Annotated in this window: 17 protein-coding genes and 1 tRNA gene; 5 read left to right on the top strand and 13 right to left on the bottom strand. The window is 66.6% G+C overall.

Annotated features, from left to right (window positions below):
• Positions 1-10: 10 nt before the first annotated feature.
• From QT382_RS02040 to QT382_RS02025, 4 genes are all read right to left on the bottom strand, one after another.
• Complete coding sequence (locus QT382_RS02040) at positions 11-1,987, bottom strand: OPT family oligopeptide transporter (RefSeq protein WP_289252378.1); 1,977 nt, start codon at positions 1,985-1,987, stop codon at positions 11-13.
• 90 nt (positions 1,988-2,077) lie between these two features.
• Positions 2,078-2,154, bottom strand: a tRNA-Pro gene (locus tag QT382_RS02035).
• A gap of 15 nt (positions 2,155-2,169) precedes the next feature.
• Positions 2,170-5,394 carry a UvrD-helicase domain-containing protein gene (locus QT382_RS02030; RefSeq protein WP_289252377.1) on the bottom strand — a complete coding sequence of 1,075 codons (3,225 nt, stop codon included), beginning with the start codon at positions 5,392-5,394 and terminating at the stop codon, positions 2,170-2,172.
• A complete protein-coding gene (locus tag QT382_RS02025) occupies positions 5,391-8,018 on the bottom strand; it encodes a PD-(D/E)XK nuclease family protein (RefSeq protein ID WP_289252376.1) in 2,628 nt (875 codons plus the stop codon). The genes QT382_RS02030 and QT382_RS02025 overlap by 4 nt, the downstream gene beginning before the upstream one ends.
• 97 nt (positions 8,019-8,115) lie before the next feature.
• On the opposite strand from QT382_RS02025, the gene trxA reads away from it, so the two are divergent.
• The 4 genes from trxA (at position 8,116) to QT382_RS02005 (ending at position 12,126) form a co-directional block, all read left to right on the top strand.
• Positions 8,116-8,445, top strand: a complete 330-nt coding sequence (gene trxA, locus QT382_RS02020; protein WP_289252375.1) for a thioredoxin TrxA — start codon at positions 8,116-8,118, stop codon at positions 8,443-8,445.
• Between the two features lie 235 nt (positions 8,446-8,680).
• Positions 8,681-9,943 carry a transcription termination factor Rho gene (gene rho / locus QT382_RS02015; RefSeq protein WP_289252374.1) on the top strand — a complete coding sequence of 421 codons (1,263 nt, stop codon included), beginning with the start codon at positions 8,681-8,683 and terminating at the stop codon, positions 9,941-9,943.
• 162 nt (positions 9,944-10,105) lie between these two features.
• Positions 10,106-10,357: a type B 50S ribosomal protein L31 gene (locus QT382_RS02010; RefSeq protein ID WP_289252373.1), complete on the top strand. Its 252-nt coding sequence runs from the start codon at positions 10,106-10,108 to the stop codon at positions 10,355-10,357.
• 119 nt (positions 10,358-10,476) lie between these two features.
• Positions 10,477-12,126 carry a hypothetical protein gene (locus tag QT382_RS02005; RefSeq protein WP_289252372.1) on the top strand — a complete coding sequence of 550 codons (1,650 nt, stop codon included), beginning with the start codon at positions 10,477-10,479 and terminating at the stop codon, positions 12,124-12,126.
• Positions 12,127-12,132: 6 nt separating this feature from the next.
• Here the strand turns inward: QT382_RS02005 and phoR are convergent, their stop codons facing one another.
• The 7 genes from phoR to pstS form a co-directional block, all read right to left on the bottom strand.
• Positions 12,133-13,479 (bottom strand): phosphate regulon sensor histidine kinase PhoR, encoded by a 1,347-nt coding sequence (gene phoR, locus QT382_RS02000; protein ID WP_289252371.1) that lies wholly within the window; start codon positions 13,477-13,479, stop codon positions 12,133-12,135.
• 13 nt (positions 13,480-13,492) lie between these two features.
• Complete coding sequence (gene phoB, locus QT382_RS01995; protein ID WP_289252370.1) at positions 13,493-14,194, bottom strand: phosphate regulon transcriptional regulator PhoB; 702 nt, start codon at positions 14,192-14,194, stop codon at positions 13,493-13,495.
• A 44-nt stretch (positions 14,195-14,238) separates the two neighbouring features.
• A complete protein-coding gene (gene phoU / locus QT382_RS01990; protein WP_289252369.1) occupies positions 14,239-14,946 on the bottom strand; it encodes a phosphate signaling complex protein PhoU in 708 nt (235 codons plus the stop codon).
• Between the two features lie 16 nt (positions 14,947-14,962).
• Positions 14,963-15,748: a phosphate ABC transporter ATP-binding protein PstB gene (gene pstB / locus QT382_RS01985; RefSeq protein ID WP_289252368.1), complete on the bottom strand. Its 786-nt coding sequence runs from the start codon at positions 15,746-15,748 to the stop codon at positions 14,963-14,965.
• A gap of 18 nt (positions 15,749-15,766) precedes the next feature.
• On the bottom strand, positions 15,767-16,627 hold the full coding sequence (gene pstA / locus QT382_RS01980; RefSeq protein ID WP_289252367.1) for a phosphate ABC transporter permease PstA: 861 nt from the start codon (positions 16,625-16,627) through the stop codon (positions 15,767-15,769).
• Positions 16,624-17,643: a phosphate ABC transporter permease PstC gene (pstC, locus tag QT382_RS01975; RefSeq protein ID WP_289252366.1), complete on the bottom strand. Its 1,020-nt coding sequence runs from the start codon at positions 17,641-17,643 to the stop codon at positions 16,624-16,626. The genes pstA and pstC overlap by 4 nt, the downstream gene beginning before the upstream one ends.
• Before the next feature lie 98 nt (positions 17,644-17,741).
• Complete coding sequence (pstS, locus tag QT382_RS01970) at positions 17,742-18,782, bottom strand: phosphate ABC transporter substrate-binding protein PstS (protein ID WP_289252365.1); 1,041 nt, start codon at positions 18,780-18,782, stop codon at positions 17,742-17,744.
• A gap of 204 nt (positions 18,783-18,986) precedes the next feature.
• On the opposite strand from pstS, the gene QT382_RS01965 reads away from it, so the two are divergent.
• Entirely contained in the window at positions 18,987-19,475 is a 489-nt protein-coding gene (locus QT382_RS01965) for a fasciclin domain-containing protein (RefSeq protein WP_289252364.1), read from the top strand.
• Between the two features lie 87 nt (positions 19,476-19,562).
• Here the strand turns inward: QT382_RS01965 and glmM are convergent, their stop codons facing one another.
• Both glmM and folP read right to left on the bottom strand, forming a co-directional pair.
• On the bottom strand, positions 19,563-20,894 hold the full coding sequence (glmM, locus tag QT382_RS01960; protein ID WP_289252363.1) for a phosphoglucosamine mutase: 1,332 nt from the start codon (positions 20,892-20,894) through the stop codon (positions 19,563-19,565).
• Between the two features lie 20 nt (positions 20,895-20,914).
• Positions 20,915-21,721, bottom strand: a complete 807-nt coding sequence (gene folP / locus QT382_RS01955) for a dihydropteroate synthase (RefSeq protein WP_289252362.1) — start codon at positions 21,719-21,721, stop codon at positions 20,915-20,917.
• Between the last annotated feature and the right edge of the window lie 60 nt (positions 21,722-21,781).

Raw genomic sequence — 21,781 nt, 5'->3', positions numbered from 1 at the left:
TGCTTCATGCTCAGATCAGCACGTTGAGGATGGCGTTGCCAATGCCCATCAGCGCAGCGCCCGAGATCAGGCCGGCACAGATAGGCTCGCAGCATTCGACCCAGATGCGGTGGCCCATCGAGCCCTTGTTCTTGCCGTGGCGCAGGCCCATCAGCCAGAACAGCAAGGCGCCGGCGAACATGGCGAACACCGACTCGGGCGGCAGCACCACGCCGAGGCCAATGGCCACGGACGAGAGCTTGAACCTGCCCTTGCTGACGATGCGGGTCACTTCCATCACCAAAGCCACGACGGCGGCGATGGCCATGGCGACCACGGCCGAGCTCGGCAGGCCCTTGACGCCCTTGGCGATCAGCTCGGCCACGCCCTTCCACTGCATCACGGCCGGCATCGCGAACTGGTCGGAAATCATCGAAGCCGTGCTGCGCACGCCATTGGCATCCGGCTGCAGGAACAGCAGGAAGAACAGCGGCACGCAGGCCATCACGCCGGCAAAGATGCCGATGATGTGGCCCACGACCTGGTGGCGCGGCTTGCCGCCGAGCATGTAGCCGGCCTTGATGTCCGACAGCAGATTGCTGGCGTTGGTGGCCACCTCGGCCGTCATCGCAGCAGGCAGCAGGTTGCTGGCCGGGTTGCTGCTGTCGATCGCGCCCATCGAGAACTGGGTGATCTTGGACAGCGAGCCGGTCGGCGTCCACGAGGTCAGAGCCATCGAGTTCACGCAGATCACGGTCAGGATGAAGATCAGCGGCAGCGAAACAAAGCACAGCAGCCAGGGCACGCCGAAGAACTCGTGGGTCAGCCAGACGCCGATCACGCTGAAGATGGGCACGCCGACGTAGGAGATCCACAGCGGCACCTCGACGCCGGCCAGCACGTCCGACTTGGAGGTGGCGGCGGCGCCGTCCTTCTTGCCCATGATGGACTTGAAGGCGCCGGTGAACAGCTCGGGCTTGGCGGCCAGGCTGACCATGGCGCCGACCACCATCATGGTGACGCCCCACCACAGCGACCACTGGTTGACGATCTCGACCCGGTTCAGCGGCACCAGCTTGCCGCTGGGTGCGATGCGCGGTGCGATGTCGCCGAGCTGGATCATCAGCGGCGCCAGCAGAACGAAGTTGACGACCGCGCCGATCATGCAGCTGGTGGCCACGGCGATGCCCATCAGGCCGCCGGTGCCTATCATGGCTACGTCCAGCGTCAGGCGCAGGCCCAGCACGCGAAAGTCGGTGCCCAGGATCTTGGGGATGGCCCATTCCAGCTTGGCGGCCGCCTGGTAGTAGTAGGTGTCGATGCGCTCATGCAGCACCCAGGCGGCCTGGGCGCCGAAGGCCTTGACCTGCAGCAGCTTCATCCAGCCGTCGCTGATGATGGCCTGGTAGATCGCGGCACCGAGGGCGGTGAAGCCCAGGATGCGGGCCTTGAACATGCCTTCGCCGGCATCGCCGGTGTAGAGCGAGTCCAGCACCACGCCGCTGGCACGGCCTTCGGGGAAAGGCAACTGCTCCTCGTTGATGAAGCGGCGCTTCATGGGGAACGCGACCAGCACGCCCAGGATGGCCACGATGATCATCCAGGCCATGATCTGCCACCAGGGCGGGATGTTGCCGGTGACCAGCATGTAGGCACCGAGGCCGGCGTACAGCGGGCTCACCACATAGCCCGAGGCCGTGGCGATGGACTGGGTGCAGTTGTTCTCGAGGATGCTGAAGTCCGATCCCAGGCCAGCGCCGTGCAGGATGCGGAAGAAGGCAAAGGCCAGAATCACCGAGGTCAGGCCCACGCCCAACGTGATACCGGTCTTGGCGCCTATGTAGAGGCCGGTGGCGGACAGGATGCCGCCCAGCAGGAAACCCATGATGGCCGAGCGCAGCGTCAGCTGGGCCATGTCGGCACGGTAGACGGTCGAATGCCACCACTGATCCTTTTGCGCCCGGGTCCAGGTGCGGATCTGTTCATCACTCAGCTGATGGATTGCCATGGGTCTCGCCTTTCGAGGCTTTTGAAACAGCTCTTATCAAAAGCAAAAGCCCGCACCGGACGAACCGGTGCGGGCTTGGCAAAAAGGTCTTGGTCGGGGCGGCGGGATTCGAACTCGCGACCCTCTGCTCCCAAAGCAGATGCGCTACCAGGCTGCGCTACGCCCCGACGAAGCTGCGCATTCTAGCCGGTTTCGAGCAGCTTCCCTTCGGCCGTGATGAAAGCGGTGCGGACACGCTCGCCCGGCTGCAGGGTTTGCACCGCGCGGCGGTAGCGATCCAGCTGCGCGAGGTACTCGGGCTTGCGCTGCGGCGCCGGGTTGAGCTTGTAGTCCAGCACCCACCAGACCGGCTGGCCCTGCTCCTGCAGACAGACCAGGCGGTCGATGCGCTGGTCCAGGCCATCGACGCTGACGGCCACCTCGTTGCCGGCCCACTGCAATTGGTCGGCAGCGAAGAAGCGCGCGCAATCGCTGCTGCCCAAGATGGCCGCCACGCTGCGCTCCAGCAACTCGGTGCGCTTGGCATCGAGGCCGTACATCTGCGCGGCGCTTGCCATCAGGCGTGGCAAGGGCTGGGACGCTGGCCCGCTCGCCCATTCCAGTACCCGGTGCAGGGCCTCGCCGAGCTGGGCACTGGCGGCGTCGTCGGCCTCGCCGGTGCTCGAGGCGGCACGCGGGGGCGGCAGTGGTGGCGCCGACGGGAGGTCGAGCCAGCGCGCAGCCGAAGTCGCGCTCGCCTGGACAGGAGTCGGAGCGGTCTGCCATGGCGTTGCCAGCGGCCCCAGGCGCGACCACCAGGTGGCCCGGCTGCTGGTTTTCAGGGCCGGCGTGCGGCTGATGACCAGGCGCGCCCGGGCTCGCGTCAACGCCACGTAGAGCGCATTGAGCTCTTCACGCTGGCGCTGCAGCTTTTCCTCGTCCAGCAAGGGCTGCAGCGCCGGTGGCGCCTTGCTCTCTGAAGCAAGAAAAGCGACCCGCGAAGGACGCTCGGCCTGCACAGGCCAGTCGATCAGCAGCGTGGCGCTCTCGGCGCGGGCCGAACCGGCCTCGCAATCGAGCAGGAACACGACCTCGGCCTCCAGGCCCTTGGCGCCGTGCACCGTCAGCAGTTGCACCGCCTCACTCTCAACCGGCGCCGACAGCTTCAGCGCCCGGCTCTTGAGCGCGCGCACGAAGCCGTAGAGATTGGCATAGCGGCCACCATCGAGATCCAGTGCCAGCGCCAACAAGGCCTCGACGGCATGGACCCGCGTGCGGCGCTCAGATGGCGGCACCACGGCCAGCATCCGCGGCACCAGCTCGCCCTGATGAACGACGCGATCCAGCAGCTCGTGAGGGCTGCAGCGACCGACTTGCAGCAACCAATCGGCCAGCAGACGACGGGCCCTGGGCAGGCTGCCCTCCGGCAGGTCGTCAGACTGCAGCGCCCGCCACCAATCGCCCTCCAGTGTTTCGGCCCGCGCAGCCAGCCACAGCAACTCGTCCTCGCTGGCACCTAGCAGCGGGCTGCGCAGGGCATGGGCCAAGGAGAGCTTGTGGCTCGGCGATGCCAGCGCATCGAGCAGGGCCAGCAGGTCGCGGACATCGGGCGCATCCAGCAGGGCCTGGTCCTCGGGCGCCGCATGGGCGATACCGGCCGCCTTGAGCGCCTGGGCCAGCACCCGCAAGGGCTCGCGCTTGCGTGCCAGCACGAAGATCTGGCCCGGCCGCAAGCCGTGTCGACCCAGCAGTTCGGCGATGGCCGCCACCACGGCCTGGGCCTCGGCCGCGCGCCTGTGCAGTTCGGGTTCGCGCCGCGGCTCGCTCAGCGAAGGGCGCCAGCGCTGGTCGTCCGGCTCTTGCGCCTCGACAGACTCGGGCTGAATCACCTCCAGCTGGAACAGCCCATCCAGAGCACCGGGCTCGCCGACCTCGGTCGTGTGGATCCGGAAGTCCGGGTACTGCTGGGCCGCACGCGCCGATTCGAAAACCTCATTGACCGCCGCCAGCACCGGCGCCGCATTGCGCCGGGTGTGGTCGCAGGCCAGCACCGCGCCGGCCAGCGCTTGCTGGACGAAATCACGGGCCGCCGCGAACACCCTTGGCTCGGCCCGCCGGAAACGGTAGATGCTCTGCTTGGGATCGCCAACGATGAACACCGAAGGCGCATCGGCACCAGCACCGGCATAGGAAGACAACCAGCCGTACAGCGCATGCCACTGCAGCGGGCTGGTGTCCTGGAATTCATCGATCAGCAGATGGCGCACCTGCGCGTCCAACCGTTGCTGCACCCAACCCGACAGCTGCGGGTCGGCCAGCAGGGCCAGGGCACCGCGCTCCAGGTCGTTCATGTCGACCAGGCCACGCTGGCGTTTGAGCTGCTCGAACTGGGCGATCAGGACCAGGGCCAGGCGCGCCATTCGCCGATGGTCATCGCACGCGCGCTGCTGGGCGCAGGCACGCCAGAGCTTGTCAAGCTCGTCGAGGCAGGCCGACAGCTCGGCGTCGTCGCCCAGGTTCTTGCGAGGCTCGCCCCTGGCCGTGAACAATGCAGCGCGAACCGCGTCGAAGGCGGCGGCATCGTCGGCACACGACAGCCCTTGCTCCATCGATGTTGCCGCCTTGCGCGGGGTCGCCGCCTTGGCGCCACCCAGGCTCACCGCCAGCGCAGCCAGCCTGGACCTGAGCGACGGGAAATACTCGAGCGGATGGGTGAGGCTCACGAACTCGGGGCCGATGGATTCGGCGCCGGGCATGCCCTCCATCAGCTGAGCCTCGCCGAGCCGGATCTCGACCCGCTTCTCGAAGGCCGATTCAAGCCAGCGCTGCAGCGTGTTGCGCCCGCGTTCGGCCACCAGCTGGCGGTAGTCGGCCAGCAAGGCCTCGTCAGCCAGGACCGCTGCATGGAAGCGCTGCCAGAGCTGAGGCAGCAGATCGGCCTCGTCTTCCAGCAGCTGCAGTTCGGCCGAGATACCTTGGCGCTGAAGCAGCTCCAGCGGCGCGACGCGCAAGAGCTGGGCGAACCAGGCGTGAAAGGTACGGATCTCGACGGATCGGCCCTGCCCCAACAGGCGCTCCTGCAGGCCGGCCAGCAGCGGCTCTGCTGTTCTCGCCTGCTCAAGCGTCATGCCGCGGGCTTGCAGCTCATCGATGCGACGCTCGGCACTGCAACGCGCGAACTCATGCAGCCATTCCGACAGGCGCTGCCGCATCTCGCCCGCAGCCTTGCGGGTGAAGGTGATGGCCACGATGTCTTGCGGGGCCACGCCGTCCAGCAGCGCACGCAGGATGCGCGAGACCAGCATCCAGGTCTTGCCGGCACCGGCACAGGCCTCGACCACCACGCTGCGCCGCGGATTGCAGGCGATGGCATAGAAGCGGCCGCGCTCGACCAGGGCGCCATCGACGGTGTAGGCGGCCCGGCTCACAGCGCCACCTCCTGCCAGTCGTCGCGCCGGCACAGGCCGCGCATCTCGCAATAGCCACAGGCGCGGCCTTCGCCCAGGGCCGGCATCTCGGCGCCACCCTCTATGGCGAGCAGGTCCTGCTCAAGTCCCAACAGCAGCAAAGCGGCGCTGTGCTCGACGTCGGCATGCGGCACGGCGATCACGGCTTCGCGTTCGTCCAGGGCCAGGTATTGCGCGTGGATCGCGGCCTCGCCCTTCTCAGGCTGAACCAGCGCCGCATAGACGGCCAGCTGCGTGTCCTCGACCGGGTGCGCGACCTTGTCCTTCAGGCCGGTCAGGCTGCCGGTCTTGTAGTCGATCAGCAGCAAGCTGCCGTCGGGCTGGCGGTCCATGCGGTCCAGCCGCCCCTTGAGCTTGAGCGGTGCCAACGCATGGCCCGAGTCGGCCCAAGGTCGGGATTCGCGATCCTGCTCGCCGGCCTCGTAGCGCGCGCCCTCGGCCTCATGGCCGGCCAACCAGGCCAGGTAGCGCTGGACGAAGCCATCGAAGCCGGCCCGGAACGGCAGGAACTCGGCCGGCGACAACTGCTTGGCCAGCTCATCGGCCAGCTCGACCAGCAACTCGGCATCGGGACGCTCACCACGGCGGTCGTGGAAGTCATGCAGCAAGGCGTGCAGCCAGCTGCCGTAGTCGCTTTTGTCGAGTTCAGCTTCGAGTTCGGGCGCCTCGCGCAGCTTGAGCAGGGCGCGTGCGAAGAACTGATAGGGGCAGTCGCGGAGCGATTCGATGGCGCTGGCCGAAAGCGTTGCCGGCAACTGTCCAGGTGCTTTCGCAGCGGAGCGATGCTGAGGCCGGCTCGGCACTTGGGAAGCGATTCGGGCATCGGTCCAGGCCTGCAAGCCCGGTTGCCCTGCACGTTGCAGCGCCAGGGCAAGCCTATCCAGCAAGGGGCTTGCGGCCAGCGGCTCGCTGCCTTGGCGTGTGCAGCGCAAAAGGGTCAGGGCATCGGCCCTCAGCAGCTGCGTGAATGCCAGGGTATGGGCCTCGCGCCGCTGCTGCAGCGTGGGCAGACCGAGCCGGGCGGCCAGGCGGTCGCTGATCAAGGCGGGCGGCGCTGTCACAGCGCCAAGCTGGGCATCGGCACCGGGCAGCACGATGGCCCCAAAGGGCCGCAGCATCGCACGGGCCAGTGGCGTCACCAGCACCTGCGGCTGCTCGGGCGCCGGGGGCAGGTATTGCTGGGCTTCCAGGGTCTGGTCGACCCAGGACAGGAAGCCCGCCTGGTCCAGCCGGGTCTGCTGCAGCATGTATTCATGAGCGCTGCCCGGCCAGGGCTGGCGCTGCAGCCACAGCACATCCAGCAGGGCCTGGCCGGCATCGAGCTGCAGCAAGGGCTCTTCGGCCTGCAGGCGCTGCAGCACTTGCTTGAGGGCATCGATCCACTCCTGCAGGCTGCGTTCGGAGGCACCCTCGTTGAACTGGCGCACAGCACTGCGAGCCAGGCGCCAGAGGCTGAGGCTGGCCACGTGGAGCTCCTCGAATCGCACCGACTGCGGGCTCCGCCATCCCTTTCTGCGGCAGACGGCTTCCAGGGCCGGCAAGGCTTCCGTAGCGAGGTGGCCGCGCAGGGTCTGGCACAGGCCGCTTTTCAGCAGGGCCAGCCATTCATCCAGCGTGGATTGCGGAGCGCAGGCCTTGAGCAGGCCCATCAGCTGCGCGGCGGCCGGCGAGGTGGCCAGGGTCCAGCCGGTTTCGTCCAACAGACCCACACCGCGACGCTCAAGCAGGGCCCGCACCCGACGCAGCAAAACGCGGTCCTGCGCGATCAGTGCGACCGGCGCACGGCCGGCATTCAGGTGGGCGAGCACGGCCGCCGAGCTGCACTGGGCCTGGTCTTCGAAGTCCTCGCACAGCGCCTGTTCCAGCAGCGCCGGCGCATGGCCGACCTGGTCAAGCTCAACGTCAGCCCTCAGCTTCAGCACAGGCACCTGCCGCTGCTCTGCCCTGGCAAGCAGGGCTTGGGCCAGCGGATCCGGACCACCGGCCTCCAGCACCAGCCAGGCGCTGGGCTGCCAGTCGAACAGCACGTCGGTGGCCGCCGGTCGGTGGTCGGAGGAGGCCCAGGCCAGGGCGACCTGGCTCAGCGCTGCCTCCAGGCGGCCCGGCGATTCGGCGGCGAACGCCGCACGGGCCTCGGTCCAGAAACCATCCCGGTCCTCGGGCACCCGCTGATGGGCGGCCCGCAAGAGTTGCTGGGCCGCTTCGACCAGCCTACCCACGGCCAGCTCGTAGGCCCTAGGGTCCTGGCGTCGGAGGGCCTGGGCCCAGGTCTGCTGAACAAGCAGGGCCTTGGCGCTGAGCGAGTCCATCGCGGCATCGAAGCTGATCTGCAAAGCCTCCGCCAGGCCGGCCGGCGCCAGGGCCGAAGCCAGGCTGTGGGTGGTTTCAATCCTCGGCAGCCAGCGTCCCAGTTGCATCCAGGCTCGCCGCGCCGGGGCCAGATGCTGGGCAAACGGCAGGATCAGCACGGCATCACGCGCCTCTAGGCCCTGGCCCTCCAACCATTGGCCGGCCTGCTCGGCCACGCGGGTCCAGACCTGACCCGCCCCGTGCCGCCCGTCCAGCGGCAAGCTCACCGTATGCATGAATCCCCTTGCCCCGCCTGCCCTGAGGGCTTGAAACCTTGTGTCAGAATCATTGTGCATTGAACCCCGGCCGGCTCGGCCCGCCCAAGGACCTTCCATGAGCAGCGAACTGATCAAACATATTTCCGACGCCTCTTTCGACGCCGACGTACTGCAGGCCGACAAGGCAGTGCTGGTCGACTACTGGGCCGAATGGTGCGGCCCCTGCAAGATGATCGCCCCCATCCTGGACGAGGTCTCCAAGGACTACCAGGACAAGCTGCAGATCACCAAGTTGAACGTGGACGAGAACCGCGAAGTCCCGGCCAAGTTCGGTATCCGCGGCATCCCGACCCTGATGCTGTTCAAGGGCGGCCAGCTGGCCGCCACCAAGGTCGGCGCCCTCTCCAAGGCGCAGTTGACGGCCTTCCTGGACGCCAATCTATAATCCGCCCCAACCTGTCGCCGCGGGGCGCTTTCTTTCCACAGTAGGCCCCGCAGTGACAGCAGAATTGCCAACACGCCCCTCGCGGCGCGTGGACTCGGCTCCCAAGCTTCCCGTGTTCTTGTACTGAAGGTTCGTGCCGCGCATCTGCCGGCTTGAGTCCTTGCAGCGCTGGTGGCCGAGTGATCCAGCCCCCGGTTCTTGGCAGAACCCGCGGGCCACCCATTAGGGTTAATCCATGCATCTTTCCGAACTGAAAGCGCTTCACGTCTCGGCCCTGATCAAGATGGGCGAAGAGCTCGAGATCGACAACGTCGCCCGCCTGCGCAAGCAGGAGCTGATGTTCGCGATCATGAAGAAGCGCGCCAAGGCCGGCGAACAAGTGTTCGGCGACGGCGTGCTCGAAGTGCTGCCCGACGGCTTCGGCTTCCTGCGCTCGATCGAAGCCAGCTACATGGCCTCGACCGACGACATCTATCTGTCGCCGAGCCAGATCCGCCGCTTCAACCTCCACACCGGCGACATGATCGAAGGTGAAGTGCGCGTGCCCAAGGACGGCGAGCGCTACTTCGCGCTGGTCAAGGTCGACCGCGTGAACGGCATGACGCCCGAGGAGAGCAAGCACAAGATCATGTTCGAGAACCTGACGCCGCTGTTCCCCAAGGAACAGTTCAGGCTCGAGCGCGACATCAAGGGCGACGAGAACACGGTCGGTCGCATCATCGACCTGATCGCCCCCATAGGCAAAGGCCAGCGCGCCCTGCTGGTGGCTCAGCCCAAGACCGGCAAGACGGTGATGATGCAGCACCTGGCGCACGCGCTGGTGGCCAACCATCCCGACTGCCACCTGATCGTGCTGCTGGTCGACGAGCGTCCGGAAGAAGTTACCGAAATGCTGCGCACGGTGCGCGGCGAGGTCATCTCCTCGACCTTCGACGAGCCCGCCGCCCGCCACGTGCAGGTCGCCGAAATGGTGATCGAGCGCGCCAAGCGCCTGGTGGAGCTGAAGAAGGACGTGATCATCCTGCTGGACTCGATCACCCGCCTGGCCCGCGCCTACAACAACGTCCTGCCCTCGTCAGGCAAGGTGCTGACCGGTGGCGTGGACGCCAACGCCCTGCAGCGCCCCAAGCGCTTCTTCGGCGCGGCCCGCAATGTGGAAGAAGGCGGCTCGCTGACCATCATCGGCACGGCGCTGATCGACACGGGCAGCCGCATGGACGAAGTCATCTACGAAGAGTTCAAGGGCACCGGCAACTGCGAAATCCACCTGGATCGCCGCATGGCCGAGAAGCGTGTCTATCCGTCGATCCTGATCAACAAGTCCGGTACCCGCCGCGAAGAGCTGCTGCTCAAGCCCGAGATCCTGCAAAAGAGCTGGATCCTGCGCAAGCTGCTCTACAACATGGACGAGATCGAGGCGATGGAGTTCATCCTCGACAAGATGAAGGCCTCCAAGAACAACCTCGACTTCTTCGACATGATGCGTCGAGGGGGCTGATCTTGAAGGCCTCTGCGCCGGCCCTGCCGGCGCCTCGGAAGCGCCCCATGGGGCGCTTCTTGCGTTTCTGGCTATAATCGCCGTTTTTCCGCCGCCAGAAAGTGCGCTTGCGTGGTGCGAGCGTGGCTCCCGGCACTGAAACAGCTACGGCGAGAGGTTCCCATGAAAGACGGCATTCACCCCAATTACCGCGACGTGGTCTTCATTGACCAGTCCAACGGTTTCCAGTTCGTGACGCGTTCGACCGTCCAGACCAAGGACTCGATCGAGATCGACGGCAAGACCATGCCCCTGGTCAAGCTGGAAACCACCAGCGAATCGCACCCCTTCTACACCGGCCAGCAAAAGAGCGTGGACAACCTCGGCGGCCGCGTCGAGAAGTTCCGCAACAAGTTTGCTCACCTCAAGAAGTAATCCGGCGCTGCCTGCGGGCAGTCGAGGATTCCTCGCAAAAAGGCAGCCCCGGCTGCCTTTTTTTGTGCCCGCCCGATCTGCGGCATGATGCCGACCACAAACACAAGAGCCGTCGTCCCGTGAACCTGCCGACCCCTGCCATCGTGGCCGAGCGTGGCGCCCAGCGCCTGCCGCGCCTGGCCCTGCTGCTGCTGGGTGCCGCCTATGTGCTGCCCGGCGTCTTCGGCCGCGATCCCTGGCGCAATGCCGACCTGACGGCCTTCGGCTTCATGGCCAGCATCGCCCAGGGGCACGCTCCCTGGTGGCAGCCTGCCATCGGAGGCATTCCCGCCGACGGCGGCCCGCTGCCGTTCTGGCTGGGAGCGCTGGCGATCAAGGTCCTGCCCTTCCTGGACCCGGCCCTCGCGGCCCGCCTGCCCTTCGCCCTGGTGCTGCTCGGCGTGTTCGTACTGGTCTGGTACAGCAGCTTCCATCTCGCCCGCACCGAAGCGGCCCAGCCCGTGGCCTTCGCCTTTGGCGGCGAGGCCCAGACGACGGACTATGCCCGCGCCATGGCCGATGGCGCCCTGCTCGCCCTGATGGCCAGCCTTGGCCTGCTGATGCTGGGCCATGAGACCACGCCGGAACTGCTGCAGTTGCTGGCTTGCTCGGCCTATCTTTATGGCCTGGCGGCCGCGCCATTCCGTGCAGTGAAGTCGAGAGTCGCGGTGCTGCTGTCCCTGCCCATGCTGGCCGCCAGCGGCGCCCCGGCGGTGGCCATGCTGTTCGCTGGTCTGGGTGCCTGGCTGTGCCAGCGCTCCAGCTACGACGACGTGCGCGGCCTGACGATGTGGGTGCTGGTCGCGGGCCTGCTGGGCGCGCTGTCAGCCTGGACCTTTGATGCGTGGGCCTGGCGAGTCCATGTGCCGTTCGGCGCGGACTATGTGCTGCAGCAACTGAGCCAGTTCAGCTGGTTCTGCTGGCCGGCCTGGCCGCTGGCTTTCTGGACACTGTGGCGCTGGCGCCAGCACTGGCCGCGCCGCCACATCCTGCTGCCGCTGATCGTGTTCACCGTGCCGCTGGTGGCCTCGGTAGCCATGAACGGCTCGGACCGCGCCTTGCTGCTGACCTTGCCCCCGCTGGCCGTGCTCGCCGCATTCGCCCTGCCCACGCTCAAGCGCAGCTTTGCGGCCGCGGTCGACTGGTTCTCGGTCTTCTTCTTCAGCGCCGTGGCCCTGTTCTTCTGGGCCTATTACCTGTCCATGCAGCAGGGCTGGCCTCCCAAGCTGCTGGCGAATCTGCAGCGACTGGCCCAGGGCTTCCAGCCCAGCTTCCATCCACTGGCCTTGCTGATAGCAGCACTGGCGACGCTTGCCTGGCTGGCCCTGGTCCGCTGGCGCACGGCCCGCCATCAACATGCGCTGTGGAAAAGCCTGGCCCTGCCAGCCGGGGGCGTGACGCTGGCCTGGCTCCTAGCCATGACACTGATGCTGCCGCCGCTGGACTACGCCCGCAGCAACCGGGCCCTGGTGGAACGCCTGAAGACCCAGGTGCCGGCCGGGATGAATTGCCTGGCCGTCCCGGGTCAGGCGATGTCGCTGATCGCCTCGCTGGAGTTCCAGGGCGGATGGCGTGTCGACGGCCGCCTGCCGCTCTCGCACACGAAGTGCAATCACGCCTTGCGCTATGTACAGGGCCAGGAGGCCTCGCCGGCCGGTTGGCGCCTGATCGCACTGGTCAAGCGACCGACCGACCGCGGCGATCAGGGCTACCAGCTGCTGGCGCGCTGAACCGGATCAGGCTTGCTCGGCCGGCTGGGCTTGTTCCAGCTGACGGGTGCGGACCCGCGCCGCCGGAAACTGCAGCTTGAAGCGGCTGCCCTTGCCGACCTCGCTCTCGATCTGCAACTCGCCGCCGTGGCGCTGCACCACGTGCTTGACGATGGAAAGCCCCAGGCCCGTGCCACCGCTCTCGCGTGAGCGGCTGCCGTCGACGCGATAGAAGCGCTCGGTCAGACGCGGGAGATGCTCGCGGGCAATGCCGGGCCCGGTATCGGCCACGCAGAGCTCCCCCGAACCATCCGCCAGCTCGCGCCAATGGACGTCGATGCCGCCGCCTTCCGGCGTGTAGCGCACCGCGTTCGACAGCAGATTGCCGATGGCGCTTAGCAGTTCGCCCTCCACGCCGGCGAGTTCAATCTGGGTGTCGGCTATGACCGTGATCCTGTGCCTACCCGTCGAGAGCGCCGTGGCGTCGCTGCGAACCCGCTGCAGCAGGTTGTCCAGTGGCACCCAGCGATCCGGCGCCGGACGCGGGCTGCCTTCCAGCTGCGCCAGTGTCAGCAGATCGGCCACCAGGGTCTGCATGCGCTGCGTCTGCTGCTGCATCAAGCTAAGCACGCGGCGGCGCTCCGGCTCGGTGAGCGGCAGGTTGTCCATGGTCTCGATGAAGCCGGCCAGCACGGTCAGCGGCGTACGGATTTCGTGCGAGACGTTGGCCACGAAGTCGCGCCGCATCGCATCGGCCCGCTCGCGCTCGGTCACATCGACCGACAGGATGAGCTTGCGGCCATCGCCGTAGCCGCGGACCACCACCGACAGGCTGCCCCGCCCCCGCGCGCCAATGGTCAGCATCAGCGGCTCTTGGTACTCGCCGGCCTGAAGGTAGGCGACGAAACTCGGCGCTCGCACGAGGTTGGTGATGCGTTGCTGCAGATCGCGCTGGGGATCCAGCGAGAAGTGATCGGCCGCCACCCGGTTGCACCACTGGATCTGGTCGTTGTCGTCCAGCATCAGCACGCCATTGGGCGAAGCCTCGATGGCGGACAGGAACTGTTCCAGCCAGAGGCGCTCCCGGGCCAGGGCCTGTTCGCGCTGGCGCAGTGCACGCTCGACGCGATAGCCGATCTCACCCCAGAACCCGCGGTCACGCGGTGCTGCCTCCTGCTGCGAACCGCGCAGCCATTCCATCAGGCGGTGGGCACGGAGCGAATCAAAAAGTGCGAACAAGCCAACGGCCGTGCCGGCGCCCATCAGCTCGGCCACCAGTGGCGTGGCGAACTCGCGTCCTGCCCACCAGCCCACCGCCGCGCCCACCAGCAAGGCCAGGGCGATCAGCAACAGGCGCGCAAGAAACCAGGTCAATGCAGCGTCCTCGTCAGCTGGACAGCGCCGCCTGCTGCTGCGTCAGCCGGTACCCGGCGCCGCGCACCGTTTCGATCATGCGCTGGCAATGCACCTTTTCCAGGGCCTCACGCAGGCGCTTGACGTGGACATCGACCGTGCGCTCCTCGATGAACACATGGTCGCCCCAGACACGGTCCAGCAGCTGCGAGCGGCTGTGCACCCGCTCGGGATGGGTCATGAAGAAGTGCAGCAGGCGGAACTCGGTCGGGCCCAGCTTGACCTCGGTGCCGTCGCGGCTGACGCGACGGGTGCCGGGGTCGATGCTCAGGCCCCCGACTTCGACCACCGAGTCCAGCGCCTCGGGGGCACGACGGCGCAGCACGGCGCGAATACGCGCCAGCAACTCGTTGGTCGAGAACGGCTTGCTCAGATAGTCGTCGGCACCGGCGTCCAGGCCCGCGATCTTGTCGCTCTCGTCGGCCCGCGCGGTCAGCATGATGATGGGCAGCTCCTTGGTCCGGGCCGCACCACGCCATTGGCGGGCCAGAGCCACACCGCTCTGACCGGGAAGCATCCAGTCGAGCACCACCAGATCGGGCAGCACGCGGTCCACCTCGTACTGGGCCTGGTCGCTGCTGGCCGCCAGCGTGACCTCGAAGCCTGCATGACGCAGGTTGATGGAGATCAGCTCGGCAATTGCCGATTCGTCTTCCACCACCAGGATTCGACTCATTCCTCTCTCCTCATTCTTGCTTCAACTGCTTTTCGCCGGTCCGTTCAGCGGACCATGGTCTCGACTTCCTCGGGCGTGTTGTGTCGCACGTCGGTGCCCTTGACCACGTAGATGATGACCTCGGCCAGATTCTTGGCATGGTCGCCCACGCGCTCGATGGCCTTGGCCACGAAGACCAGGTCGATGGAGGCCGAGATGGTGCGCGGGTCTTCCATCATGTAGGTGATCAGCTTGCGCAGCAGGCCGTCGAACTCCTTGTCGATCTGGTCGTCCTGCTTCAGCACCTCAAGCGCGCGCTCAACGTCCAGACGCGCAAAGGCGTCCAGCGCCTTGCGCAGCAGGGCCACGGCCAGCTCGGATTCGAAGGCCAGGTCCGACATCGGAAGGCGCAGCCGGCTGGACACGCCGGCATTGATCAGTCGCTGCACGGTGCGCGCCACGCGAGCCGCCTCGTCGCCGACCCGCTCCAGATTGGCGATCGTCTTGGAGATCGCGATCAGCAGGCGCAGGTCGCGCGCCGTGGGCTGGCGCCGGGCGATGATGGTCGAGAGATCGCGATCGATCTCGACCTCCATCGCATTGACCCGCTCCTCGGTCTGCAGCACGCTGGTGGCCAGCTCTCCGCTGAATTGCACCAGGGCCTCGACCGCCTGGGCCACCTGGGCCTCGACGATGCCGCCCATCTCCAGCACGCGAGTCGAGATGCCGCTCAGCTCGGCGTCGAATTGGGTGGACAGATGCTTGTCGCTCATTGCTTGTGCTCCCCGCTCAGCCGAATCGGCCGGTGATGTAGTCTTCCGTATCCTTGCGCTTGGGCTTCATGAACAGCTCGCCCGTGGGGCCGAACTCGATCAGGTCGCCCAGGTACATGTAAGCCGTGTAGTCCGAGCAGCGCGCCGCCTGCTGCATGTTGTGGGTGACGATGGCCACGGTGTAGTCGCTCTTGAGCTCGTGGATCAGTTCCTCGATCTTGCCGGTCGAGATCGGGTCCAACGCCGAGCAGGGCTCGTCCAGCAGCAGCACCTCGGGCTTGATCGCAATGCCGCGGGCGATGCAAAGACGCTGTTGCTGGCCACCGGAGAGGCCGGAGCCGCTCTGGTTCAGCTTGTCCTTGACCTCGTTCCACAGTGCCGCCTTCTTCAGCGCCCATTCCACGCGCTCGTCCATCTCCACCCGCGGCAGCGTCTCGAACAGGCGCACGCCAAAGGCGATGTTGTCGTAGATCGACATCGGGAACGGCGTCGGCTTCTGGAACACCATGCCGACCTTGGCGCGTATCAGCGAGACGTCTTCGCGGCTGGACAGGATGTCTTCGCCGTCCAGCAGAATCTGGCCTTCGGCGCGCTGCTCAGGGTAGAGCTCGAACATGCGGTTCAGCGTGCGCAGCAGTGTGGACTTGCCGCAGCCCGACGGGCCGATGAAGGCGGTGACCTTGTTCTCGGGAATGTCCAGGTTGATGTTCTTCAGCGCGTGGAAGCTGCCGTAGTAGAAGTTCAGGTTGCGCACCGAGAGCTTGGCGCGCTCGGTGATGGGCATGTCGACTTTCGCGTCCATGGTCGTTCTCTCGCTTGTTCAGTGCTTGTTCTTGAAAAACACGCGCGCCAGGATGTTCAGCAACAGCACGCCTATGGTGATGATGAAGACGCCCGCCCAGGCCAGCTTCTGCCAGTTCTCGTAGGGGCTCATCGCGAACTTGAAGATGGTCACCGGCAGGCTGGCCATGGGCTCGCCCAGCGACGAGGTCCAGAACTGGTTGGACAGCGCGGTGAAAAGCAGCGGCGCGGTCTCGCCCGAGATGCGGGCCAGGGCCAGCAGCACGCCGGTGATCACGCCGGAGCGGGCCGCCTTCAGCGTCACCGCCATGATGACCTTCCACTTGGGCGTGCCCAGCGCGTAGGCCGCCTCGCGCAGCGCATTGGGCACCAGGCTCAGCATGTTCTCGGTCGTGCGGATGACCACCGGAATCACGATCAGGGCCAGGGCCAGGATGCCGGCGAAGCCCGAGAAGCTCTTCATCCGCGTGACCACCACGGCGTAGATGAAGAGGCCCACCACGATGGATGGTGCCGACAGCAGGATGTCGTTGATGAAGCGCACCGAGCTGCCGAGCCAGGTCTTCTGGCCGTACTCGGCCAGGTAGACGCCAGCCAGGATGCCGATAGGCGTGCCGACCAGGGTGGCAAGGCCGACCATCATGGCCGAGCCGAAGATCGCGTTGGCCAGGCCACCACCCTCGGCCTGCGGAGGCGGGGTCATCTGGGTGAAGGTGGCGAGGTTCAGGCCACCGAGGCCCAGGCGTACGGTCTCGACCAGGATCCAGATCAGCCAGAACACGCCAAACGCCATGGCGGCCAGCGACAACGCCAAGGCAATCTGGTTCACGCGCTTGCGGCGCGCATGCATGGCCTGGCGGGCCGTTGAAGTCGCGCTCATGCCTTGGCTCCTTCGTTCTTCTTGAGCTTGTTCAGCAGCAGCTTGGAGCAGGCCAGCACCACAAAGGTGATGAAGAACAGCACCAGACCCAGGTAAATCAGCGAGGCCTGGTGCAGGCCTTCGGCCGCCTCGGCGAACTCGTTGGCCAGTGCCGAGGTGATGCTGTTCGCCGCCTCGAAGACCGACAGCGAATTCAGCTGGTTCATGTTGCCGATCACGAAGGTGACCGCCATGGTCTCGCCCAGCGCACGGCCCAGTCCCAGCATCACGCCGCCGACCACGCCGGTCTTGGTGTAGGGCAGCACCACCTTCCAGACCACCTCCCAGGTGGTCGAGCCGAGGCCGTAGGCCGATTCCTTCAGCATCGGCGGGGTGACCTCGAACACGTCACGCATCACCGAGGCGATGAAGGGGATGATCATGATGGCCAGGATGATGCCGGCCGACAGGATGCCTATGCCCACGGGCGGGCCCGACACCAGGGCGCCCAGGTAGGCCACGCCGTTCAGCGCAGCCTGCAGCGGCTGCTGCACATAGGTAGCCAGGATGGGCCCGAACACCAGCAGGCCCCACATGCCATAGACGATGGAGGGCACGGCAGCCAGCAGTTCGACCGCAATGCCCAGCGGGCGCTTCAGCCAGTTCGGCGACAGCTCGGTCAGGAACAGGGCAATGCCGAAACTGACCGGCACGGCGATCAGCAAGGCGATGAACGAGGTGGCCAGCGTGCCGTAGATCATCACCAGGCCGCCGAACTTCTCCTGCACCGGATCCCAGTCGGTCGACAGCAGAAAGCCCAGGCCGAACTTCTGGATGGCCGGTGCGGCGCCGAACAGCAGCGAGACGATGATGCCGGCCAGCAGCAGCAAGGTCAGCCAGGCCGCGCCATGGGCCAGCAGCGAGAACAGCGTGTCGGCCCAGGGGGCCACGCGACGGCGTGCCGGTGGCCCACCTTGCGGGCGGGACAGCTCGGCGGCGCGGCCGGCCAGGGGTTCAGCGGGAAGAATGGCTGCCATGGTGCTTGTTCGGTGGGTGGTTTCTTGTAGCCAGTCTGTTCTTGCAAGAAAGCCCGGCGAGGTCTCGCCGGGCTGCTTGCCTTTGCGTCAGTCGCAGGTCACTTGTAGCCAACTGCCTTGCCGTCGGCGCCCTTGATCTCGCCCCATTGCTTGCGGATCAGGTCCTTGACGGCAACCGGCAGGGCCACGTAGTCGAGGTCGTCGGCCATCTTGTCGCCGCCTGCCGCATAGGCCCAATCGAAGAACTTAAGGGCAGCAGCCGCGGAACCGGGCTTCTCCTGGGCCTTGTGCATCAGGATGAAGGTGGCGCCGGTGATGGGCCAGCTGTCCTTGCCGGCCTGCTCGGTCAGCACCTGGTAGAAGCTCTTGGCCCATTCCGCACCAGCGGCGGCAGCCTTGAAGGCGTCATCGCTGGGAGCGACGAAGTTGCCGGCCTGGTTCTTCAGCAGCACATGGGACATCTTGTTCTGCTTGGCGTAGGCGTACTCGACGTAGCCGATGGAGTTCGGCAGGCGTTGCACATAGGACGAGACGCCCTCGTTGCCCTTGCCGCCGGCACCGGTCGGCCAGTTCACGGCCGTGCCTTCACCGACCTTGGACTTCCACTCGGCGTTGACCTTGCTCAGGTAATTGGTGAACAGGAAGCTGGTGCCCGAGCCGTCGGCGCGGCGCACCGGGGCGATGGCGGCGTCAGGCAGGGTCAGGCCGGGGTTCAGCGCAGCGATGACGGGGTCACTCCACTTGGCGATCTTGCCCAGGTAGATATCCCCCAGCACCTGGCCGGTCAGCTTCAGCTGGCCCGGGGCCACACCCTTGACGTTGACCACCGGCACCACGCCGCCGATCACGGTGGGGAACTGGACCAGGCCGTCCTTGGCCAGCTCGTCGTCCTTCAGCGGCGCGTCCGAAGCGCCGAAGTCGACCGTCTTGGCCTTGATCTGGCGGATACCGGCACCGGAGCCGACCGATTGGTAGTTGATGCGAGCACCCGTGGCCTTGTGATAGGCGTCGGCCCACTTGGCATAGATGGGGGCGGGGAACGAGGCGCCGGCGCCGGTCACGTCCTGGGCCGAGGCGGCCGTCGTGGCGGCCAGGGCGGCGGCGAACAGAAGACCTTGAGCGAGACGGGTGAGATTCATGGCTTGGCCTGTCACTGTGCTTTGGTTGACGATGCCCGGCATGCTAGGAAGCCAATGTGACAGCGTAGTGACATCAGAAGACAAGTTCCAGCGCCATGTCCGGCCGTCACCCGGACTGTCACATGAAGTTCACCGGTCTGTCACATCGACTTTCTACAGTCCACGGCACCGGGCGCTGGCGCCCTGCTTTCCTGGAGAACCCCCATGTTTGACCGAGCCCTGATCCGCTGGACCGGCAGCGCCCTGCTGGCCCTGACCCTGGCGGCCTGTGCCAGTGCCCCGGCGCCGGCCCCTCTGACCGAAACCCTGGCCCGCGCGCCGCAGCTGAGCACCTTCAACCGCCTGGTGGCCGAAGCCGGCCTCAGCGAAGAACTGCGCGCCGCCGGGCCGCTGACCGTGTTCGCTCCTAGCGACGAAGCCTTCGAGGCCGTGCCAGCCAAGACCATGGAAGCCCTGCTGGCCGACAAGGCCCAGCTCAAGGCCGTGCTGAGCTACCACATCGTGGCCGGCAAGCTGCCGGCAGCCGAGGTGCGCAACAGCAACCAGAAGACCCTGCAGGGCGCCAGCCTGGCCCTGGCACGCGCCGGCGACTTCGTCACCGTCGAGGAAGCCATGGTCCAGCAGGCCGACATCAGCGCTACCAACGGCGTGGCCCATGTGGTCGACCGCGTGCTGATGCCGCCGAAGAAGTAAGCCGAGCTGGCCTTCGACAGGCCTCGCCAATGCAAAAGGCCGCCAGTGCTCACGCACGGGCGGCCTTGATCTTTTGCGGGGACCAGCTCAGGCGCGCACGGCCTCGGCCAAGCGCTGGGCACAGGTTTCAGCCAAACCAGCGTCGCTGGCCTCGACCATGACCCGCAGCAGCGGTTCAGTGCCCGAGGCACGGATCAGCACGCGGCCGCGCTGACCCAGCTCGGCGGTCACCTCGGCCTGCTCTTGTGCCAGGCGGGCATTGCCCTTCCAGTCCTGGCCCGGCTGCAGCCGCACATTGATCAGGGTCTGCGGGAACAGGTCCACGCCGGCCAGTTGCTCGGACAGGCTGCGGCCGCTGCGGCTGATCGCCTGCAGCACCAGCAGGGCACTGACGATGCCATCGCCGGTCGTGTGCTTGTCCAGCGCCAGCAGGTGGCCCGAGCCTTCGCCACCCAGCTCCCAGCCGCGCGCGACCAGCTCTTCCAGCACATAGCGGTCGCCGACCTTGGCGCGGACGAAGTCCACGTCACGCGAACGCAGAGCCAGCTCGACCGCCATATTGGTCATCAGGGTGCCGACGGCGCCCGGTACGCGCAGGCCCTGGCTCAGGCGGTCGGCCACCATCACGTAGAGCAGCTCGTCACCGTTGTAGAGACGGCCCTGGGCATCGACCAGCTGCAGGCGGTCGGCATCGCCGTCCAGGGCGACGCCATAGTGAGCGCCATGCTTCTTGACCGCCTCGACCAGTGCCCCTGGCGAGGTGGCACCGAATCCGGCATTGATGTTGTAGCCGTCGGGGCTGCAGCCAATGGCGATGACCTCGGCACCCAGCTCATGGAAGACGTCCGGAGCGACGTGATAGCCGGCGCCGTTGGCCGCATCGACGACGACCTTCATGCCCTTTAACGTCAGGTCCGAACCAAAGCAGTTCTTGCAGAACTCGATGTAGCGCCCGCGGGCATCTTCCAGACGCCGGGCGCGGCCCAGATTGGCCGAGTCGACCCAGACCGGCGGTTCTTCCAGGGCGGCCTCGACGTCCAGTTCCCAGGCATCGGGCAGCTTTTCGCCCTTGCTGGAGAAGAACTTGATGCCGTTGTCGGCGAAGGGGTTGTGTGAAGCCGAGATCACCACGCCCAGATCCTGGCGCAGGGCCCGGGTCAGGTAGGCCACGCCCGGTGTGGGCAGCGGGCCGGTGAGCTTGACGTCTACCCCGGCCGAGGCGAAGCCGGCTTCCAGCGAGGATTCCAGCATGTAGCCCGAAATGCGGGTGTCCTTGCCGATCAGCACACTGGGGCGCGCCACCTGGCGCTTGAGCACGCGGCCCACGGCATGGCCCAGGCGCAGCATGAAGTCGGGGGTGATCGGCGACTGGCCCACGGTGCCGCGGATGCCATCGGTTCCGAAATAGGTACGGCTCATCGAGAGCTGCCTCCAGATTCTTAGATGCCGCTATTGTCGGCGAACAGCGCACCACGCCCGCCGCCAGCGACCCAGACCTTGATCGCGTCGCTTGTCGCCGCGACATCGTGCACACGCAGGATGCGGGCGCCATGCGACAAGGCGAGCAAGGCCGCGGCCACGCTGGCGTGCACGCGTTGGTCGACCGGCCGGCCGGTCAGGTCGCCCAGCGTCCGCTTGCGCGACAACCCGACCAGCAGCGGATAGCCCAGCGCCAGCAATTCGCGCTGTCGCCTCAGTAGTTCGAGGTTGTGCTCGGAAGTCTTCGCAAAACCGTAGCCGGGATCGAGCGCGATGCGTTCCGGAGCAACGCCCGCTGTACGCAGCACGTTTGCGCGATCAGCCAGGAAGGTGCCGACCTCGCGCACCACGTCTGCATAGTCGGCCAGCGCCTGCATGGTGGATGGGTCGCCCCGCATGTGCATCAGGCAGATGCCGGCATCTGGATGGGCCAGCAAGACCTCCAGCGCACCAGCTCGCTGCAGGGCCTGGACGTCGTTGACGATGTCCACGCCCGCATCGAGGGCACGAGCCATGACCGAAGGCTTGCAGGTATCGACCGAGACCGGCACGCCCAGCTTGACCGCGGCCTTGATGACTGGCGCAATGCGGCGCCACTCCTCGTCGTCCGGCAGAACGGCTGCGCCCGGTCGAGTTGATTCGCCGCCGATATCGAGGATGTCGACCCCCTCCTCCACCAGCCGCTCGCAATGGGCGATGGCGCTGATAGCTTCGCCGTGCTGGCCGCCATCGGAGAAGGAATCCGGCGTGACGTTGACGATGCCCATCAACCTGGGCCTGGCAAGGTCCAGGCGGAAGCGGCGGGTCTGCCAATGTTGCTGCATCGC

Origin of the sequence: Pelomonas sp. SE-A7, from assembly GCF_030345705.1 — a bacterium.
GTDB lineage: Bacteria > Pseudomonadota > Gammaproteobacteria > Burkholderiales > Burkholderiaceae_C > JAUASW01.
The sequence above is the reverse complement of the archived record's forward strand: the minus strand, read 5'-3'. Positions and strand labels throughout refer to the sequence as shown.

Coding starts and splice junctions, on each gene's coding strand:
- QT382_RS02040 (WP_289252378.1), bottom strand. CDS start 1,987: ATGGCAATCCATCAGCTGAGTGATGAACAGATCCGCACCTGGACCCGG.
- QT382_RS02025 (WP_289252376.1), bottom strand. CDS start 8,018: ATGCATACGGTGAGCTTGCCGCTGGACGGGCGGCACGGGGCGGGTCAG.
- trxA (WP_289252375.1), top strand. CDS start 8,116: ATGAGCAGCGAACTGATCAAACATATTTCCGACGCCTCTTTCGACGCC.
- rho (WP_289252374.1), top strand. CDS start 8,681: ATGCATCTTTCCGAACTGAAAGCGCTTCACGTCTCGGCCCTGATCAAG.
- QT382_RS02010 (WP_289252373.1), top strand. CDS start 10,106: ATGAAAGACGGCATTCACCCCAATTACCGCGACGTGGTCTTCATTGAC.
- phoB (WP_289252370.1), bottom strand. CDS start 14,194: ATGAGTCGAATCCTGGTGGTGGAAGACGAATCGGCAATTGCCGAGCTG.
- phoU (WP_289252369.1), bottom strand. CDS start 14,946: ATGAGCGACAAGCATCTGTCCACCCAATTCGACGCCGAGCTGAGCGGC.
- pstB (WP_289252368.1), bottom strand. CDS start 15,748: ATGGACGCGAAAGTCGACATGCCCATCACCGAGCGCGCCAAGCTCTCG.
- pstA (WP_289252367.1), bottom strand. CDS start 16,627: ATGAGCGCGACTTCAACGGCCCGCCAGGCCATGCATGCGCGCCGCAAG.
- pstC (WP_289252366.1), bottom strand. CDS start 17,643: ATGGCAGCCATTCTTCCCGCTGAACCCCTGGCCGGCCGCGCCGCCGAG.
- pstS (WP_289252365.1), bottom strand. CDS start 18,782: ATGAATCTCACCCGTCTCGCTCAAGGTCTTCTGTTCGCCGCCGCCCTG.
- QT382_RS01965 (WP_289252364.1), top strand. CDS start 18,987: ATGTTTGACCGAGCCCTGATCCGCTGGACCGGCAGCGCCCTGCTGGCC.
- glmM (WP_289252363.1), bottom strand. CDS start 20,894: ATGAGCCGTACCTATTTCGGAACCGATGGCATCCGCGGCACCGTGGGC.
- folP (WP_289252362.1), bottom strand. CDS start 21,721: ATGGGCATCGTCAACGTCACGCCGGATTCCTTCTCCGATGGCGGCCAG.